Raw genomic sequence first — 16,166 nt, 5'->3', positions numbered from 1 at the left:
GATGGGAATTGATGCAGGGTTTTGCAGCAAGTTTTACAGCGCGCAATCGCTCCGCAGCACCCAAGCCGGGCATCACGATTGCCGGGTGCAGCGCATGCATGCCGTCATCGCCATCTCCGCGCTGCCGCTGTTCCTTGGCGCACTGCTCAGCGACTGGGCCTACAGCGCCAGCTTCCAGCCGCAATGGATCAATTTCGCGTCCTGGCTGATCGCCGGCGCGCTGGTGCTCGCCGGCCTTGCGCTGGCGTGGGCGCTGGTGGACGTGCTGCGCCGCCGCGCCAACGTCGTCTACCTGCTGCTGCTGCTGGCCACCTTTGTGCTGGGCTTCGTCAATGCGCTGATCCATGCGCGGGATGCCTGGGCCACGATGCCCACCGGCCTCGCGCTGTCCGCCGTGGTGCTGGTGCTGGCCGCCGTGGCCGGTGGCATGGGCCTGGCAGGCTGGCGGCGGAGGCCGGCATGAGGGCCGCGCTGTTCGTCGTCACGGCGGCCGCCGCCGCGGCGCTGGGCGTCGCGGTCGTCGGCGCGCAAACGCCCGCCGATCCCGGCCAGCACGGCGCCAACCCGTCGCTGCCCGCGCCGCAGCGCGGCCTGCTGCCCGACATGGGCATCGCCCAGCCCACCGGCTGGGACGGCCGCCAGCCCACCGTGCCGGCCGGCTGGACCATCAAGGCCATCGCCACCGATCTGCAGATCCCGCGCCAGACGCTGGTGCTGCCCAACGGCGACATCCTCGTCGCCGAAGGCAAGGGCGGCGGCGCGCCCAAGCTGACGCCCAAGGACTTCATCTCCGGCCTCATCAAGGCCAAGGGCACCACGCCCGTGAAGGGCGGCAACCGCCTCACGCTGCTGCGCGATGCCGATGGCGACGGCATTTATGAGGGCCGCTGGGTCTACGCCGACAACCTCAACGCGCCCTATGGCCTGGCCTTCGCGAACGGCAAGCTGTATGTGGCCAACCAGGACGCGCTGGTACGCTTTGACTACACCGACGGCGAGACCCGCGCCGCCGCGGCGCCGGCGACGGTCGCGCTGCTGCCGTCGGCCGTCAACCACCACTGGACCAAGGCGCTCACGGTCGATGCCGCCGGCAAGCTCCTGTATGTGGGCATAGGCTCCAACAGCAACATCGGCGAGCGCGGCATGGCCATCGAGGAGAACCGTGCGCTGGTCTGGCAGGTCGATGCCGCCACCGGCGCCGTGCGCCCCTTCGCCACCGGCCTGCGCAACCCCACCGCGCTGGCCTTCGAGCCCGGCAGCCAGCAGCTGTTCGCCGTGGTGAACGAGCGCGACGAACTCGGCCCCGATCTCGTGCCCGACTACCTCACCTCCGTGCGCGAAGGCGGTTTCTATGGCTGGCCCTATGCCTACTGGGGCCCCAATGTCGACCCGCGCATCAAGCCCGGCGACGACAAGAAGGTGCAAGCGACGATCAAGCCCGACTACGCGCTGCAGTCCCACACCGCGCCGCTGGGCCTGGCCTTCTCGCAGGGCCTGCCCGCGCCGTTCGCCGAGGGCGCCTTCATCGGCCTGCACGGCAGCTGGAACCGCAAGCAGCCCGTGGGCTACAAGGTCATCTTCGTGCCCTTCAGCGGTGGCAAGCCCAGCGGCCCGCCGGTGGACTTCGTCGCCGGCTTCCAGGCGGATGGCAAGACCATGGGCCGGCCGGTGGGCGTGACGCTGGACCCGAAGGGGGCTGTCATCGTCGCCGACGACCTGTCCAACACCGTCTGGCGGGCAGTGCCGGCCACGCGGTAGGTCGTCAGAGCTTGGTGCCGCCGCTGGCATCGATGACCTGGCCGGTGGTCCAGGCGCCGTCGGGCCCGGCCAGGAAGCTGACCACGCCAGCGACATGCTCGGGCTGGCCCACGCCCGGCAGCGCCTGCACCTGCGCCAGCGTCTCCTTGCCACCCGGCTCGTTGATCCAGCCGCTCATGCGCGTTTCGATGGCGCCGGGCGCCACCACGTTGGCCGTGATGCCCTTAGGGCCCAGCTCGGCGGCCAGCTGCAGCGTCAGCGCGTCGACGAAGCCCTTGCTGCCCGAGTACGCGGTGATGCCCGGGAAGGCGATGCGGGTGGCGGCGGTGCCGATGTTGATGACGCGCCCGCCCGCCGGCATCAGTGGCACCACGCCCTGCGCGATGAAGAACAGGCTGCGCATGTTGACGTTGACCAGGCGCTCGAAGTCGTCGGCGCGGGTGTCGGCCAGCCCGGCGAACACCGCGATGCCGGCGTTGTTGACCAGGATGTCGATGCGCGGCAGCTTCAGCGCCGCGAGGCCCGCCACCAGTTGCTGCCCGCCGTCCGCGGCGGCCAGGTCCGCCTGCAGCAGGTGCACGGTGGTGCCGGTGTCGCGCAGCGCGGCGGCGAGCGCCTGGGCCTCGTTGCGGCCGGCGCCGTAGTGCAGCACCAGCTCGGCGCCGTCGGCGGCCAGCCGCCGCGCGATGGCCGCGCCAATGCCGCGCGACGCGCCGGTGACGAGGGCGATCTTGCCTTGCAGGGGATGGGTCATGAAGTACTCCTTGGACCGATTGGTCAAAAACGTGGGTGAAAAAGGCCGCGTCGGCGGCCGGGAGGGGAAGTGAGGGGTTGTGGTGTCAGGGGTGATCCAGCGCGGCCAGTGACAGCGCCACCAGGCGTTCCATCTGCACGCGGCTGCGCCCGGCGCGGGCGGCCACGCGCAGGCCGCTGATCAAGGCCATCAACAGCTCGGCCAGATCTGCGGTGGGCGCCTGGCTGGCAATGGAGCCGTCGCGCTGGCCGCGCTCCACCGCGGCGCGCAGCAATTCATGGGTGGCGTGCCAGCGAGCCGTCAGCGCAGCGGTCAAAGCGGCTTCCTGCACGCCCTCCAGCAGGCCGCTGGTGACGATGCAGTTGTGCCGGGCCGGATCAGCGCTGGCGCAGGTGTCGGCCATGGCGGCGAAGAAGGCGTCCAGCGCGCCACGTCCGTGGGGCGCTGCCGCCATCGCTGCGGCCATGCCGGCCGAGCGCTGCACCGCACAGTCGATGGCCTGCAGGTACATGGCCTGCTTGTCGCCGAAGGTGTTGTAGAGGCTCTGCTTGCCCAGGCCGGTCGCCTCCTGCAGCAAGGCCAGGCTGGTGCTGGCATAGCCGTGGGTGCTGAAGACGTCGGTCAACCGGTCGACGACCTCGGGCTCGGAGAAATGGCGTTCGCGGGGCATGGCGGCATGTTATTCGCAAATTGACCGATCGGTCAAGTGTCGAGGTGCATGTGGTGTGGTCGGCGCGATGCTGGCGGCGACAATCACGCATGCTCGCCTATCGCCACGCCTTCCATGCCGGCAACCATGCCGATGTCCTCAAGCACCTGGTGCTGACCCGCGTGCTGCGCTACATGGGCGAAAAGGACAAGCCCTACACGCTGATCGACACCCATGCCGGCGCCGGCGGCTACTCGGTAGAGGGCCGCTACGCGCAGAAGAAGGGCGAGTACGGCGAAGGCATCGCCAAGCTCTACGACCGCAAGGACCTGCCCGCGCCGCTGGCCGATTACATGAGCCTGGTGCATGCCTTCAATCCCGACGGCCAGCTGCGCCAGTACCCGGGCTCACCGGCCATCGCCAACTTCCTGCTGCGCGAGACCGACCGGTTGCGCGTCTATGAGTTGCATTCGACCGACCACCGCATCCTCAGCAGCTACCTGGAGAGCCGCCCCAACACCCAGGTCAGCGACCGTGACGGCTTCAGCGCCATCAAGGGCGAACTGCCGTCGCCCACGCGACGTGCGGCGCTGCTGATGGACCCGTCTTACGAGATCAAGACCGACTACGCCAAGGTGCTGGCGGCGCTGCGCGAGGCGCTGGAGCGTGCGCCCGACACGGTCGTCATGATCTGGTATCCGCAGCTGCAGTTGCTGGAGTCCACCCAGATGCTGCCGCGCCTGAAGGCCAGCGCCGACAGCATGGCCAAGAAGGGCTGGCTGCATGCGCGGCTCACCGTGACCCAGGCCGACGAGCGCGGTTTCGGCATGATGGGCAGCGGCATGCTGGTCGTGAACCCGCCGTTCACGCTGCACGACGAACTGGCCGAGTGTTTGCCGCTGCTGGTGGAGCGGCTGGGGCAGTACGACGGTGCGAACTTCGTGCTGGAACAAAAAGCCGTTTGAGCCCGAAGGACAATCGAGCCATGAGCACCCAAGACCTGACCGATTCCGAGTTCGCCGAACTCGACGAACTCCTGGCCGCCACGCCCGCGCCGCTGCAGCCGCTGGACGCCTCCATGCTGGACGGCTACCTGTGCGGCGTCATCGTGCAGCCCCGCCTCATCGACGTGGACGAATGGCTGCCCAACATCTTCGACTACGACGGCGGCCTGCTGCCCGAGTCGGTGGATGCCACCTGGCTGGACCGCATCACCGAGCTGGTCCAGCGCCGCCATGCCGCGCTGAACAAGGGCCTGGTGGAAAACGGCTGGTTCGACCCCGTCATCCTGGACGTCGACGAGGAGCAGGAGCCCGAGCCGCTGCCCGAGGACGCTTCCGAAGACGAGCGTGCCGCGCGCGACAGCTATGACGCGCTGGGCCCCATCTCGCGTGCGTTGATGCCTTGGGTGGCCGGCTTCCAGCATGCGGCGCTGTGCTTTCCCGAACTGGCCGAGCTGCCCAACGACGACATCTCGGCCGCGATGGCGCGCCTGTACCGTCACCTGCCGGCCGAGACGCCGGAGGAGAAGGAAGTCGTCGCCACGCTGAACCGCGAGCATCCGCTGAAGGACCTGGACGACGCCATCGAGGAGCTGGTCGTCACGGTGGCCGACCTGGCCGACCTGACCGAGGAAGAGCGCTACCGCGTGGACACCATCCGGCGCGACACGCCCAAGGTGGGGCGCAACGATCCGTGCCCTTGTGGCTCGGGACGCAAGTACAAGACCTGCCACGGCAGTAATTGAGCCCCCCCGTACCGGCTTCGCCGGCCCCCCGATGGGGCGCTGCCAGTGGCCCGGCAAAGCCGGTTCCACGGCAGCCGCTGGATGAGGCCCGGCGCTGCGCGCGGGCCGACTGGTCATCATGAAGCTGCAACTGCTGTCCGATCTTCACCTGGAGACGGAGTCCTACCAGCCGGTGCCCGCCCCGGGCGCCGAGCTGCTGATCCTGGCCGGCGACATCGACACGACGTGGCGCAGCTTCGAGCTGTTCCGCGGCTGGCCGGTGCCCCTGCTGTTCGTGCCCGGCAACCACGAGTTCGACCGCCGTGACGTGGACGACGCGCGCGAGGCCTTGCGCGCGCATGTGACGGCGCTGGGCATGCGCATGCTGGACGACGAGTCCGTCGTGCTGCCCGATGCGCAGGGCCGGCGTGTGCGCTTTGTTGGCAGCACGCGCTGGTGCGACTTCGACGCGTTTGGCGCGGCAGGCCGCGAGCGCGCGATGCGCGCCGGCGGCTACTTCCAAAACGTCATGCAGGCCACGCGCTTTGGCGAGACCTTCGGCGTGGATGCCGTGCGCAAGCTGGGTCTGGAGCAGCGCGCGTGGCTGGCCGAGGAGCTGCAGCGCACGGGCGACTGGGACGCCACCGTCTGCGTCACGCACTTCGCACCCAGCCTGAAGAGCGCCGACCCGCGCTACGGCCGCCAGCCCGGCACGGCCAGCTTCTGCAACAACGACGACGACCTGCTGCCGCATGCGCAGCTGTGGGTGCACGGCCACCTGCATTGCCGCCACGATTACCGCGTGGGCGAGACCCGAGTCGTCGCCAATGCGCGCGGGCACAGCAAGCGCGGCGAGGCCGATGGCTTCGACGGGCAGCGCGTGTTCGACGTGTTCGCCCGCTGAGTCGGCGCGCGCATCGGGGAATCTCCCCGGGTCGCGTTACCAGCCGCGCCGATGCCGGCCCAGTACCCATGAGAGGCGGTCAGCGCCCTGTGGCGAATGCGAAGCCGCCCTGAAGCGGTTCTGAAGCTTTGAAGGTTGCGGCCTTGCGCCGCGCCAGGGCATCGCCGCGAGTGCGGTCGGCGCTCCTAGAGTGGTTTTCGACCCGCGCAAGACGGGTCTCGTGAAGACCACTACGGAGACAACCGATGCACCTGACGACACCGGCGGTGAGCCGCCTTCTTTCCTGCCTGCCTTTCTCCTTCCTGATGCTGGCCACGGCCGCGCAGGCGGCCACCTTCCAGGCCGAGAGTGCCGCATTGAGCGGAGGCGCCGTGACGGCCGGCAACCACACCGGCTACACCGGCAGCGGCTTCGTCGGCGGCTATGTGGACGGCAACAAGGGCAATGCGCAGACCAGCTTCACGGTCAGCGCGGCGGCGGCCGGCAACCACACGCTGAAGCTGCGCTACGCCAACGGCACCGGCTCGGCCAAGACGCTGACGCTGTATGTGGACGGCGTGTCCAGAGGCCAGGTCAGCCTGCCCGCCACCGCGTCGTGGAACGACTGGCTGGTGCACACCACCACCGTCGCGCTGACCGCCGGCAGTCACACGGTGGCCTACCGCTTCACCGCGGCCGACAGCGGCAACGTGAACCTCGATGCGCTGGACGTGGATGCCGTCGCCGCAGCGCCCGGCCTGCAGGCCGAGAACGCCGCGCTCAGCGGCGGTGCGACGGTGGCGACCGACCACACCGGCTACCAGGGCAGCGGCTTTGTCGGCGGCTTCACCGATGGCAACAAGGGCAACGCACAGGTGGCCTTCAGCGCGACGGCCGCGACCGCAGGCAACCATCAGCTCGCGCTGCGGTATGCCAACGGCACGGGCTCGGCCAAGACGCTGACGCTGTTCATCGACGGCGTATCAAGCGGCCAGGTCTCGCTGCCGGCCACGGCCAACTGGGACACCTGGGCCACGCAGACCACCACCGTCAGCCTTGCGCCCGGCGCGCGCACGCTGGCCTACCGCTTCACGGCGGCCGACAGCGGCAACGTGAACCTCGACGCACTCGAAGTGACGGCCGTCACCGGCGGCGGCACGGGCAACCCCAACGTGACGCCGGCCGAGGCCGAGACCTGGTTCCTGTCCGGCGGCGCCAGCGTGGCGACGTCCATCACCGGCTTCGACGGCAGCGGCTATGTGGCCGGCTTCTCCAACAACGGCGCGCGCGCCATCCGCAATGTGTTCATGGCCGCCGACGGCAGCGCCACCACCAGCCTGCGCTACCGCAACAGCAGCGGCGGCGCGCGCGTGCTGGACGTGCACGTCAACGCCGCCCGCGTGGGCACCGTGAGCCTGCCGGCCAACTCGGGCTGGACCACCGTGAGCCTGCCGCTGACGCTGCGCACGGGCCACAACACGGTCACGCTGCAGGCGGCGTCCACCGGCGCGGATGTGGGCATCGACAGCCTCGGCGTGCCCGGTGAGCTGGCCCAGGCCGCGCGTGGCGCCACCGTGCGCACGACGGCGTATGAGGCCGAGTCGGCGTCCACCAACGCCACGGTGCTGGCCGCCAGCCGCACGCCGTTCACCGTGCAGTCCGAATCCAGCGGCCGCAGCCTCGTGCGGCTCGCCAACACCGGCCACCAGGTCAGCTTCACGCTGACACAGCCCACCAATTCGCTGGTGCTGCGCTACTCCATCCCCGACTCGGCCGGCGGCGGCGGGCAATCGGCCACGCTGGCGCTCTACGCCAACGGCAGCAAGGTGCAGGACCTCAACCTCACGTCCACCTACGCCTGGCTCTACGGCGCCTACCCGTTCCGCGGCGTTCCCAGTGATGGCACGCCGCGCCACTTCTACGACGAGGTGCGCGTGAAGCTGGCCAGCAGCTACCCCGCGGGCACCGTCTTCAAGCTGCAGAAGGACAGCGGCAACACGGCCAGCTACTACGACATCGACCTCATCGAGACCGAGGTGGTGCCTGCCGCCTACGCGATGCCGGCCGGTGCGTTCTCCGTCACCAGCTATGGCGCGGTGTCGGGCGGCGGCGATGCGACCAACGCCTTCCAGCAGGCCATTGCCGCCGCGCAGCCCACGGGTGGCGTGGTGTGGGTGCCGGCCGGCACGTTCAAGCTGGGCACGCGCATCAACGTGGCGGGCGTCACCATCCGCGGCGCCGGCCCCTGGCATTCGACGGTGGAGCTCGGCGACAACGGCCGCGGCGGCTTCTACGCCACCGGCAGCAACCTGAAGATGGCCGACCTGCTGCTGCTGGGCAAGGTCACGATGCGCGACCCCGACGAGACGGTGCTGACCGATGCGCCGCTGGAGGGCAACTTCGGCACCGGCTCCATGCTGCAGAACCTGTGGTTCGAGCACACCAAGGTGGGCTTCTGGCCCGACTCCGGCACCAACGGCCTGTACGCCACGGGCCTGCGCATCCGCAACACCTTCGCCGACGGCGTGAACTTCCACGCCAATGTGCAGAACACGGTGATGGACCAGAGCGTGCTGCGCAACACCGGCGACGACGCGCTTGCCATGTACTCGCGCGGTGCGGCGGTGACGAACTCGGCCTATGTGCGCAACACCGTGCAGTCGCCCGTGCTGGCCAACGGCATCGGCATCTACGGTGGCAACGGCAACCGCGCCGAGTACAACGTCATCCAGGACACGGTGGTGGGGTCGTCCGGCATCACGGTCAGCTCGCGCTTCAGCCCGGTGCCGTTCAGCGGCACGACGCGCATCACCGGCAACACGCTGCTGCGTACCGGCGGCTTCGAGCCCAACTGGAACGATCAGTTCGGCGCGCTGTTCCTGTTCGCCGACACGTCCGCCATCACCGCGCCGGTCATCGTGAAGGACCTGCTCATCCAGGACAGCACCTACTCGGGCCTCTATATCAGCGGGCCCAGCCAGGTGCAGAACGCGCTGTTCGACGGCGTGACGATCAGCGGCGCCGGCACCTACGGCATCCAGATCAAGTCCGGCGGCAGCATCACGGTGCAGAACGTGACGGTCAGCGGTGCGGCGCAGGGCGGCATCAGCAACACGGGGGGCATGACCGTGACGCGCGGGCCGGGCAACAGCGGCTTCTAGACCTGTTTGACGGGCTTGATCCTTAGCGCCCACATCACGCCGGCGATCAGCAGCAGCACGCCGGCGATGGTCGCCGGCGGCGGCATGCGCTGGTTCCATGCGAAGGCATAGGCCAGCGCGGCCAGCGTCTCGAAGACGATCAGCTGGCCCGACAGCGAGGTTGGCAGCCGCTGGCTGGCCTCGTTCCAGCACAGGGTGCCCAGCCACGAAGACAGCAGGCCGATGGCCAGCATCAGGCCCACGAAGGCCAGCGGCTGCGCACCCAGCGGGAAGGCATAGCCCGAGGGCACCAGCGTGCCCGGCGCGGCCAGGTGGACGGCGCCCACGGCCAGCAGCCCCACCAGCGCCATGGGCCCGGTGACCAGGCCCTGCGCCGTGGCCCAGGCGCGCGGGCTGCGGTCCGCATGCGCGCGCAGCCAGTCGGCGTTGCGTATCGGATACCAGGTCCAGCAGGCCACCGCCGCGATGGCCAGCAGCGCGCCTTCGGCATAGCGGCGCAGGTCGCCGTTGCCGGCCTGCAGATGGGCCAGCTCATCGCGGTTGACCAGCGCCAGGCCCGCGGCGATCAGCGCCAGCGACGGTGCCAGCTTTGCCCAGGGCAGGTGCCCGTCGCGCATGCGATTGCGGTGGTTGGCGCAGACGGCGATGACCACCGGCAGCGTGCCGATGATCATCGTGGGCAGCGGCGCGCCGGCGCGCTGGATGGCGGCCGACAGCGTCAGGTAGTACAGGAAGTTGCCGATCGCGCTGAGCTTGGCGGCCTCCCACCAGTCGGCGGGGGTCAGCTCGCGCAGCGCGCGGCGGTCCATCAGCGCCAGCGGCAGCGCGATGAGGCCGAAGGCCAGGTAGCGGCCCGTCGTCAGCAGCGCCGGCGGACAGTTCGGCAACATGACCGGCGCGACGAACACCAGCCCCCACATCAATCCCGCCGCGAGGGCGAACAACACACCGGACAACATGGGGCGGCATCATGCCGCAGACCCTAAAACCAGGCGGCGACGGCCTCGCGCTGGGCCGGGCTGTAGTGCAGGCCCAGCTTGCTGCGCCGCCACAGCACATCCTCCGCGCTGCGCGCCCACTCGTGATCCACCAGGTGGCGCAGTTCGCTTTCGAACAAGCCCGGCGCGACCTCCGCGCCCGGCGATGCGGCCAGCACCTCGGCAGCGGCGCTGCCGTAGGCCCGCGCCAGGCGGGCCACCAGCGCGGCGGGCCGGTCCGCATGGCGGGCCTGCAGCGCCGCCGCGAAGCCGGCGATGTCCACGCCATGCGCGCCGAGGTCGCCACCGGGCAGCCGCGCGCGCTCGGTCCAGGGCCGGCGTGCTTCGCCCAACAGCTGGCCCAGCTGCGTGGCGCCGTCTTCTGCCAGCTTGCGGTAGGTGGTCAGCTTGCCGCCCCAGACGTTCAGCAGCGGCGCGGCACTGCAGTTCGTCTCCAGCAGGTAGTCGCGCGTGACGGACGAGGCCGAGCCGCCTTCGTCCAGCAGCGGCCGCACGCCGGCATAGGTCCACAGCACGTCGGCCGGCGTCACGGGCCGGGCCAGATAACGGCTGGCCTGCTCGCACAGATAGGCGATCTCGTCGGCCGCTATCCGCGCCTGCGCGGGCGGCTCGGCATCGTCGGGCAGCTCCACGTCCGTCGTGCCTATCAACGTGAAGCGGCCCTGGTAGGGGATGGCGAAGATGATGCGGCCATCGGGGTTCTGGAAGATGTAGGCGTGGTCGTGCGTGAAGCGCTGATCCACGACGATGTGGCTGCCCTTCACCAGCCGCAGTCCGCGTGCCGGCAGGCCCTGGCCGCGCAGGAAGGCTTCAGCCCACGGCCCGGCCGCGTTGACCAGCGCGCGGCTGCGCAGGTTGCGGCCGCTTTGCAGCGTGACCTGCCAGTGCTCCGCACGGCGCTCGGCACGCGTGACGGCGCAGCGCGTCAGCACCTCGGCACCGTGTGTCTTGGCGTCCTGTGCGTTGGCCACCACCAGCCGCGCGTCGTCCACCCAGCCGTCCGAATAGACAAAGCCGCGCGTGAACTCGGGCCGCAGCGGCTCGCCGTAGACGCTGCCGGCGAGATTGAGCCCGTGCGAGCCCGGCAGCAGCTCGCGGCGTGCCAGGTGGTCGTACAGAAACAGGCCCATGCGGATCATCCAGGCCGGGCGCAGGTGCGGCGCATGCGGCAGCACGAAGCGCAGCGGCTGGATGAGATGAGGCGCGCTCCTCAACAGCAGCTCGCGTTCCTGCAGCGCCTTTCGCACCAGCGAGAACTCGTAGGTCTCCAGGTAGCGCAGCCCGCCGTGGATCAGCTTGGTGGAGCTGGACGACGTGTGCTGGGCCAGGTCTTGCGCCTCGGCAAGCAGGATGCGCCAGCCGCGGCCGGCCAGGTCACGGGCCAGCCCCGCGCCATTGATGCCACCGCCCACCACCACGACGTCAAAATCGCCCATGAGGCTACTCTAGCCCCGCCCAGCCTTGCGTCGCTGAACGCCAGCGAGTCTGGTCGGCCCGCCGAGGGGGTGGCGATGCTCGCGGCATTGAGCCACGAGCGCATCGCCAGCGCGGGCCGGCTTGGGAGCGGCCCGGCGCTCGGCCCGCATACGATGGATGGATCACTGACATGGATGCATTGCTTGCACTGGACCAGGGGACTTCGAGTTCGCGGGCCGTGGTGTTCAGCCGCGACGGCCGCGTGCTGGCTTCGGCCCAGCGCGAGCTGACGCAGCATTTCCCGCAGCCGGGCTGGGTGGAGCACGACGCCGCCGAGATCTGGGCCGGCCAGGTTGAGTGCGCGCGCGAGGCGCTGGCCAAGGCCGGCGTGAAGCCCGCGGCCATCGGCATCACCAACCAGCGCGAGACCACCGTGCTGTGGGATCGCAAGACCGGTGAACCGCTGCACAAGGCGCTGGTCTGGCAGGACCGCCGCACGGCCGACTTCTGCGAGCAGCTGAAGGCACAGGGCGTGGAGCCGCGCGTGCGCGCGCTGACCGGCCTGGTGCTGGACCCGTACTTCTCAGCCACCAAGCTGCGCTGGCTGCTAGACAACGTCGCAGGCGCCCGCGAGCGCGCCGAGCGCGGCGAGCTGGCCTTCGGCACCGTGGATACGTGGCTGCTGTGGAAGCTGACCGACGGCAAGGTGCACGCGACCGACGCCAGCAACGCGTCGCGCACGCTGCTGTTCGACATCCACCGTGGCGACTGGAGCGACGAGCTGCTGGGCCTGTTCGGCATCCCGCGCGCGCTGCTGCCGGAGGTGCGGCCGTCGGCCGGTGTCTTCGGCCAGGCGCAGGAGTTCGGCATGCCCATCGCCGGCATCGCGGGCGACCAGCAGGCCGCGCTGTTCGGCCAGGCGGCGCTGCAGCCGGGCCAGGCCAAGAACACCTATGGCACCGGCTGCTTTCTGCTGATGCACACCGGCGCCCAGGCGCGCGCGTCGGCCCACGGCCTGGTCACCACGCGGGCGGCGCAGGTGGGCCCAGCGGCGCAGTACGCGCTGGAGGGCAGCGTGTTCGTCGGCGGCGCCGTCGTGCAGTGGCTGCGCGACGGGCTGGGGCTGATCCGCTCCAGCAGCGAGATCCAGGCGCTGGCCGAGAGCGTGCCCGACAGCGGCGGCGTGACGCTGGTTCCGGCCTTTGCCGGCCTGGGTGCGCCGCACTGGCGGGCCGACGCGCGGGGCGCCATCGTGGGCCTCACGCGCGGCAGCCATCGCGGCCACATCGCGCGTGCAGCAGTGGAAAGCATCGCGTTCCAGAGCGCCGAGCTGCTGCAGGCCATGCGCAACGATGGCGCCGCGCTGACCGAGTTGCGCGTGGACGGCGGCGCGTCGGCCAACGACCTGTTGATGCAGTTCCAGGCCGACCTGCTGGGCATCCCGGTGCTGCGGCCTCAGGTCATCGAAACGACGGCGCTGGGGGCCGCGCTGCTGGCGGGCATAGGTTCAGGCGTCTATGCGTCGCCCGAAGAAGTGAGTGGCATCTGGCAGCTGGACCGCGCCTTCGAGCCACGCATGTCGCGCGACGAGGCGGGGGCGCGGCTGGCGCAGTGGGACAAGGCCGTGCGGCAAGTGCTGGCGGAGTGAGCGCGTGACTGCGTGGTGGTTGTTGATCGCAGGGGCCGGCTTTGCCGGCCTGGCCGTGGATGCCTACCGCTTGCGGGGCGGCTCGCGCGATGCGCCGTACGAGGTCGTCGAAGCGAAGATCCTGGACCAGTCGCTGGACGGGGTGCCGCTGACGGAGCAGCGGGAGCGCCGGAAGTCTGTGCGTCGCCAAGTGGGCAACCCCGACGCCATGGTCTGGGTCTGGGGCATTCTTGCGGTGGGTTGCCTGGTGGCCGCGTTGTTCGCGGGCCTGGCTTGAGCGGTGCGTCAGGTACCGGTGAGCTGAGCGTCCACGCCGCCCTTGCCCTCCTGGGCCAGCAGCACGATGAGGATGATGCCGCCGATCAGCGGGATGAAGCCGATCAGCAGCCACCAGCCGCTGCGGTCGGTGTCATGCAGGCGGCGCACGGCGACAGCCAGCGACGGCAGGAAGGTGCCCAGCACCAGCAGGTAGTAGATGAAGTCGCTGAAGAGCGCACCTGCCACATAGATGATCACCAGGAACAGGAAGAACCACCAGTACTCCGAGCGGCTGGCGCGGCCGGAGAAGTCGACGTACTTGCTGAAGCAGGTGCGAATGGATTCCTGGAACGTCATGCGTTTCTCCATGAGGTGCGGTGCGCGCGGATGCTAGCCGCGCCCGCCACCGGGAGCACGCGGATCGGTGCTCACAACCCCAGGGATTGACCGACGCCGGCCAGCGTCATCACGCCCAGCACTGCAAAGATCACCGCCGCCACCCTGTGCACGAGCTTTACCGGCAGCTTGTCCGCGAGCTTGCCGCCCACCAGCACGGCCGGCACGTTGGCCACCATCATGCCGGCCGTGGTGCCCATGACCACGCCGATGAAGTCCGCCGGGAAGCGCGCCGCCAGCGCGACGGTAGCGATCTGCGTCTTGTCGCCCATCTCGGCGAGGAAGAACGCGATGACCGTCGTCACGAACACGCCGTGGCCGGGCTTGGGGGTGTCGTCCTCATCCAGCTTGTCGGGGATCAGCATCCAGCCCGCCATCGCGAGGAAGGACAGACCCAGGATCCAGCGTAGCGCCATCGGCCCGATGACGCTCGTGAGCCAGGTGCCTACGGCGCCGGCCACGGCATGGTTGACGATGGTCGCCACGAAGATGCCCAACACGATGGGCCAAGGCCGCTTGAAGCGGGCCGCGAGCATGAAGGCGAGGAGCTGGGTCTTGTCGCCGATCTCGGCGAGGGCCACCAGGCCGGTGGCGATGAGGAAGGACTGCATGGCCAGCGCATTATCGGCGGGGGCTGCTGACATGGTTTGACAGGCAGTCGGGCGCAGCATGCGGGCCTTGACCCACCCGGAGATCCGAATGCTGTTTGCCTACACCCTCGTCTTCGTGGCAGATGTCGCCGCGTCGCTGGACTTCTTCGACCAGGCCTTCGGCCTGCCGCGGCGCTTCCTGCACGAGAGCGGCGCCTACGGCGAGGTCGACACCGGCGAGGGCGGTGTGAAGCTCGCGTTCGTCGACCATGCGACCGCGCGTGACAGCGTGCAGGGCGACTACGTGGCCGCCGACACCAGCGCCAAGCCGCTGGGCATGGAGATCGGCTTCACGGTCCTGGATGTGCAGGCCGCCTTTGACCGCGCCGTGGCCGCCGGCGCCCGCCCGGTGGCGGCGCCGGTCAGCAAACCCTGGGGGCAGGTGGTGTCTTACGTGCGCTGCCCGGACGGCACGCTGGTGGAACTCTGCACGGCCATGGGCTGAGCGCGCGCCCTCGCGGGGCGGCCTGCCCCTTTGCGGCGCACGCCTTGGGCCACGAAGAGTTGGTCGTTGGCGAGGGATTGCAGCGGGGCACTGATGGTGCCCAGCGTAACCAGGTCGACCCGCTGGGTGCCGCGGGTCTCGGAGGAGGCGTAGATGGCCATGATGGTGTTCGACGTCGTTGTCGGTGACCCATGCCTTCTGCAAGGGGCGTGCCGGCTGCCCCAAAATGAATATCTATGCGCCGCGCCGACCGCCTCTTCCAGATCGTCCAGCTCATCCGCGGCCGCCGTCTCACGACGGCCGACTACCTGGCCCAGCGGCTGGAGGTGTCCATGCGCACCGTCTACCGCGACATCGCCGCGCTGGCACAGCAGGGCGTGCCCATCGAGGGCGAGGCCGGCGTGGGCTATCGCATGCGGGCGGGCTTCGACCTGCCGCCGCTGATGTTCAGCAAGCAGGAAGCGCAAGCCCTGGTCGCGACCGTGCGCATGGCCGAGTCGCGGCTGGACGCGGCGCTGGCCCGCCAGGCCGAGAACGCGCTGTCCAAGATCCTGGCCGTGCTGCCGCTGGACGCCCGCGCGGCGGCCGAGAGTCTGGCGCTGTATGCGCCGCTGCCGGCGCTGGACCCCGCCACCAGCGCCCACCTGACCGCGTTGCGCGAGGCCACCGAGGCGCGGCGCAAGCTGAAGATGGGCTACCTGGACCTGGGCGGCGTGAAGAGCGAGCGCATCGTGCGGCCGCTGGCCTGCTTGTTCTGGGGGCCGGTGTGGACGCTGTCGGCCTGGTGCGAGCTGCGCGACGACTTCCGCAGCTTCCGCGTGGACCGCATCGAGACGCTGCTGGCGCTGGACGAGACCTTCCGCGACGAGCCGGGCAAGACGCTGGCGGACATGAACCGCCAACGCGAGGCCCATGAGGCCGGTGGGGCATGAAATGGTGCCCCTCGTCCAGACCCGCTCCCGCTGAACGCGGGCGGCCCTGGCCGGTCCCCCGAGGGGACGGCTTGGGACGGCCGGCGCTTGGCCCGTGAGTCACTCGGCCATCTTTGCGCCCTTGTCCGCCAGCAGCGCGCGCAGCACCGACCGATGGCAGCGCGCCTCGTCCTCGCAATAGCAGCCCACCGCGAAGTTCGCATGCGCTGACAGCGCGGCCAGCACATCCAGCGTTCGGCTGGCGGCGGGTTCGGCCATCTCGGCGCGGTACTTCTTCGTGAACGCGGCCCAGGCGGCCGGCGTGTCGGCGTCCTGGCCCAGCTTCATGGTCTGCACGCTGGGCGCCAGCTCCGGATACCAGACGTCGTAGAAGTCGCGCGACGCGAACTCGGCCTTGGGCACGCCGCGCGGCGGGCGGCGCACGGTGCCGATGCGCGTGCCTTCATCCGGCGCGCGCGGGCTGCCGAGCCGGACGATGCGGATGGGCATGGC

The 16,166-nt window shown here is 70.0% G+C and carries 17 protein-coding genes; 10 read left to right on the top strand and 7 right to left on the bottom strand.

The features are described from left to right. Positions 1 to 94: 94 nt before the first annotated feature. Positions 95 to 463 carry a hypothetical protein gene (locus J2X21_RS22185; protein WP_310332261.1) on the top strand — a complete coding sequence of 123 codons (369 nt, stop codon included), beginning with the start codon at positions 95 to 97 and terminating at the stop codon, positions 461 to 463. Continuing rightward, positions 460 to 1,758, top strand: coding sequence for a PQQ-dependent sugar dehydrogenase (locus J2X21_RS22180; RefSeq protein WP_310332260.1), 1,299 nt, complete (start codon positions 460 to 462; stop codon positions 1,756 to 1,758). The genes J2X21_RS22185 and J2X21_RS22180 overlap by 4 nt, the downstream gene beginning before the upstream one ends. A 4-nt stretch (positions 1,759 to 1,762) precedes the next feature. Here J2X21_RS22180 and J2X21_RS22175 read toward each other — a convergent pair whose 3' ends face one another. Continuing rightward, entirely contained in the window at positions 1,763 to 2,512 is a 750-nt protein-coding gene (locus tag J2X21_RS22175) for an SDR family NAD(P)-dependent oxidoreductase (protein WP_310332259.1), read from the bottom strand. An 85-nt stretch (positions 2,513 to 2,597) separates the two neighbouring features. Beyond that, positions 2,598 to 3,182 carry a TetR/AcrR family transcriptional regulator gene (locus J2X21_RS22170; protein WP_310332257.1) on the bottom strand — a complete coding sequence of 195 codons (585 nt, stop codon included), beginning with the start codon at positions 3,180 to 3,182 and terminating at the stop codon, positions 2,598 to 2,600. An 89-nt stretch (positions 3,183 to 3,271) separates the two neighbouring features. On the opposite strand from J2X21_RS22170, the gene J2X21_RS22165 reads away from it, so the two are divergent. The 4 genes from J2X21_RS22165 to J2X21_RS22150 all read left to right on the top strand — a co-directional run bounded on the left by J2X21_RS22165 (position 3,272) and on the right by J2X21_RS22150 (position 8,931). Next, the gene (locus J2X21_RS22165; protein ID WP_310332256.1) at positions 3,272 to 4,126 is read left to right on the top strand and encodes a 23S rRNA (adenine(2030)-N(6))-methyltransferase RlmJ; all 855 of its coding nucleotides are present in this window, start codon (positions 3,272 to 3,274) and stop codon (positions 4,124 to 4,126) included. Between the two features lie 20 nt (positions 4,127 to 4,146). After that, complete coding sequence (locus tag J2X21_RS22160) at positions 4,147 to 4,908, top strand: UPF0149 family protein (RefSeq protein WP_310332255.1); 762 nt, start codon at positions 4,147 to 4,149, stop codon at positions 4,906 to 4,908. A 118-nt stretch (positions 4,909 to 5,026) separates the two neighbouring features. Beyond that, entirely contained in the window at positions 5,027 to 5,791 is a 765-nt protein-coding gene (locus J2X21_RS22155; protein WP_310332254.1) for a metallophosphoesterase, read from the top strand. 245 nt (positions 5,792 to 6,036) lie between these two features. Next, complete coding sequence (locus tag J2X21_RS22150; RefSeq protein WP_310332252.1) at positions 6,037 to 8,931, top strand: carbohydrate-binding protein; 2,895 nt, start codon at positions 6,037 to 6,039, stop codon at positions 8,929 to 8,931. Here the strand turns inward: J2X21_RS22150 and J2X21_RS22145 are convergent. After that, a complete protein-coding gene (locus tag J2X21_RS22145; protein WP_310332251.1) occupies positions 8,928 to 9,890 on the bottom strand; it encodes a DMT family transporter in 963 nt (320 codons plus the stop codon). The genes J2X21_RS22150 and J2X21_RS22145 overlap by 4 nt on opposite strands. 23 nt (positions 9,891 to 9,913) lie before the next feature. After that, positions 9,914 to 11,365, bottom strand: coding sequence for a glycerol-3-phosphate dehydrogenase (gene glpD / locus J2X21_RS22140; protein WP_310332249.1), 1,452 nt, complete (start codon positions 11,363 to 11,365; stop codon positions 9,914 to 9,916). 170 nt (positions 11,366 to 11,535) lie between these two features. Between glpD and glpK the strand changes: the two genes are divergently transcribed. Continuing rightward, complete coding sequence (glpK, locus tag J2X21_RS22135) at positions 11,536 to 12,993, top strand: glycerol kinase GlpK (RefSeq protein WP_310332247.1); 1,458 nt, start codon at positions 11,536 to 11,538, stop codon at positions 12,991 to 12,993. A 4-nt stretch (positions 12,994 to 12,997) separates the two neighbouring features. After that, positions 12,998 to 13,270, top strand: coding sequence for a hypothetical protein (locus J2X21_RS22130; RefSeq protein ID WP_310332246.1), 273 nt, complete (start codon positions 12,998 to 13,000; stop codon positions 13,268 to 13,270). An 8-nt stretch (positions 13,271 to 13,278) separates the two neighbouring features. On the opposite strand, the gene J2X21_RS22125 is transcribed toward J2X21_RS22130, so the two are convergent. After that, on the bottom strand, positions 13,279 to 13,608 hold the full coding sequence (locus J2X21_RS22125; RefSeq protein ID WP_310332244.1) for a DUF805 domain-containing protein: 330 nt from the start codon (positions 13,606 to 13,608) through the stop codon (positions 13,279 to 13,281). Between the two features lie 71 nt (positions 13,609 to 13,679). Continuing rightward, on the bottom strand, positions 13,680 to 14,258 hold the full coding sequence (locus J2X21_RS22120) for a TMEM165/GDT1 family protein (protein ID WP_310332399.1): 579 nt from the start codon (positions 14,256 to 14,258) through the stop codon (positions 13,680 to 13,682). An 88-nt stretch (positions 14,259 to 14,346) separates the two neighbouring features. Between J2X21_RS22120 and J2X21_RS22115 the strand changes: the two genes are divergently transcribed. Then, a complete protein-coding gene (locus tag J2X21_RS22115) occupies positions 14,347 to 14,742 on the top strand; it encodes a VOC family protein (protein ID WP_310332243.1) in 396 nt (131 codons plus the stop codon). A gap of 236 nt (positions 14,743 to 14,978) precedes the next feature. After that, positions 14,979 to 15,674 (top strand): helix-turn-helix transcriptional regulator, encoded by a 696-nt coding sequence (locus J2X21_RS22110; RefSeq protein ID WP_310332241.1) that lies wholly within the window; start codon positions 14,979 to 14,981, stop codon positions 15,672 to 15,674. A 99-nt stretch (positions 15,675 to 15,773) separates the two neighbouring features. On the opposite strand, the gene J2X21_RS22105 is transcribed toward J2X21_RS22110, so the two are convergent. Continuing rightward, positions 15,774 to 16,163, bottom strand: coding sequence for a DUF488 domain-containing protein (locus tag J2X21_RS22105; protein WP_310332239.1), 390 nt, complete (start codon positions 16,161 to 16,163; stop codon positions 15,774 to 15,776). Positions 16,164 to 16,166: the final 3 nt, after the last annotated feature.

It is taken from the genome of Roseateles asaccharophilus (assembly GCF_031458115.1).
GTDB lineage: Bacteria > Pseudomonadota > Gammaproteobacteria > Burkholderiales > Burkholderiaceae_C > Pelomonas > Pelomonas asaccharophilus_A.
The sequence above is the reverse complement of the archived record's forward strand: the minus strand, read 5'-3'. Positions and strand labels throughout refer to the sequence as shown.

Excerpts from the sequence above, each read along its gene's own strand:
- J2X21_RS22165 (WP_310332256.1), top strand. The coding sequence starts at position 3,272 with ATGCTCGCCTATCGCCACGCCTTCCATGCCGGCAACCATGCCGATGTC.
- J2X21_RS22185 (WP_310332261.1), top strand. The coding sequence starts at position 95 with ATGCATGCCGTCATCGCCATCTCCGCGCTGCCGCTGTTCCTTGGCGCA.
- J2X21_RS22155 (WP_310332254.1), top strand. The coding sequence starts at position 5,027 with ATGAAGCTGCAACTGCTGTCCGATCTTCACCTGGAGACGGAGTCCTAC.
- J2X21_RS22180 (WP_310332260.1), top strand. The coding sequence starts at position 460 with ATGAGGGCCGCGCTGTTCGTCGTCACGGCGGCCGCCGCCGCGGCGCTG.
- J2X21_RS22175 (WP_310332259.1), bottom strand. The coding sequence starts at position 2,512 with ATGACCCATCCCCTGCAAGGCAAGATCGCCCTCGTCACCGGCGCGTCG.
- J2X21_RS22120 (WP_310332399.1), bottom strand. The coding sequence starts at position 14,258 with ATGCAGTCCTTCCTCATCGCCACCGGCCTGGTGGCCCTCGCCGAGATC.
- J2X21_RS22125 (WP_310332244.1), bottom strand. The coding sequence starts at position 13,608 with ATGACGTTCCAGGAATCCATTCGCACCTGCTTCAGCAAGTACGTCGAC.
- J2X21_RS22110 (WP_310332241.1), top strand. The coding sequence starts at position 14,979 with ATGCGCCGCGCCGACCGCCTCTTCCAGATCGTCCAGCTCATCCGCGGC.
- J2X21_RS22115 (WP_310332243.1), top strand. The coding sequence starts at position 14,347 with ATGCTGTTTGCCTACACCCTCGTCTTCGTGGCAGATGTCGCCGCGTCG.
- J2X21_RS22150 (WP_310332252.1), top strand. The coding sequence starts at position 6,037 with ATGCACCTGACGACACCGGCGGTGAGCCGCCTTCTTTCCTGCCTGCCT.
- J2X21_RS22160 (WP_310332255.1), top strand. The coding sequence starts at position 4,147 with ATGAGCACCCAAGACCTGACCGATTCCGAGTTCGCCGAACTCGACGAA.
- J2X21_RS22105 (WP_310332239.1), bottom strand. The coding sequence starts at position 16,163 with ATGCCCATCCGCATCGTCCGGCTCGGCAGCCCGCGCGCGCCGGATGAA.
- J2X21_RS22170 (WP_310332257.1), bottom strand. The coding sequence starts at position 3,182 with ATGCCCCGCGAACGCCATTTCTCCGAGCCCGAGGTCGTCGACCGGTTG.
- glpK (WP_310332247.1), top strand. The coding sequence starts at position 11,536 with ATGGATGCATTGCTTGCACTGGACCAGGGGACTTCGAGTTCGCGGGCC.
- J2X21_RS22145 (WP_310332251.1), bottom strand. The coding sequence starts at position 9,890 with ATGTTGTCCGGTGTGTTGTTCGCCCTCGCGGCGGGATTGATGTGGGGG.
- glpD (WP_310332249.1), bottom strand. The coding sequence starts at position 11,365 with ATGGGCGATTTTGACGTCGTGGTGGTGGGCGGTGGCATCAATGGCGCG.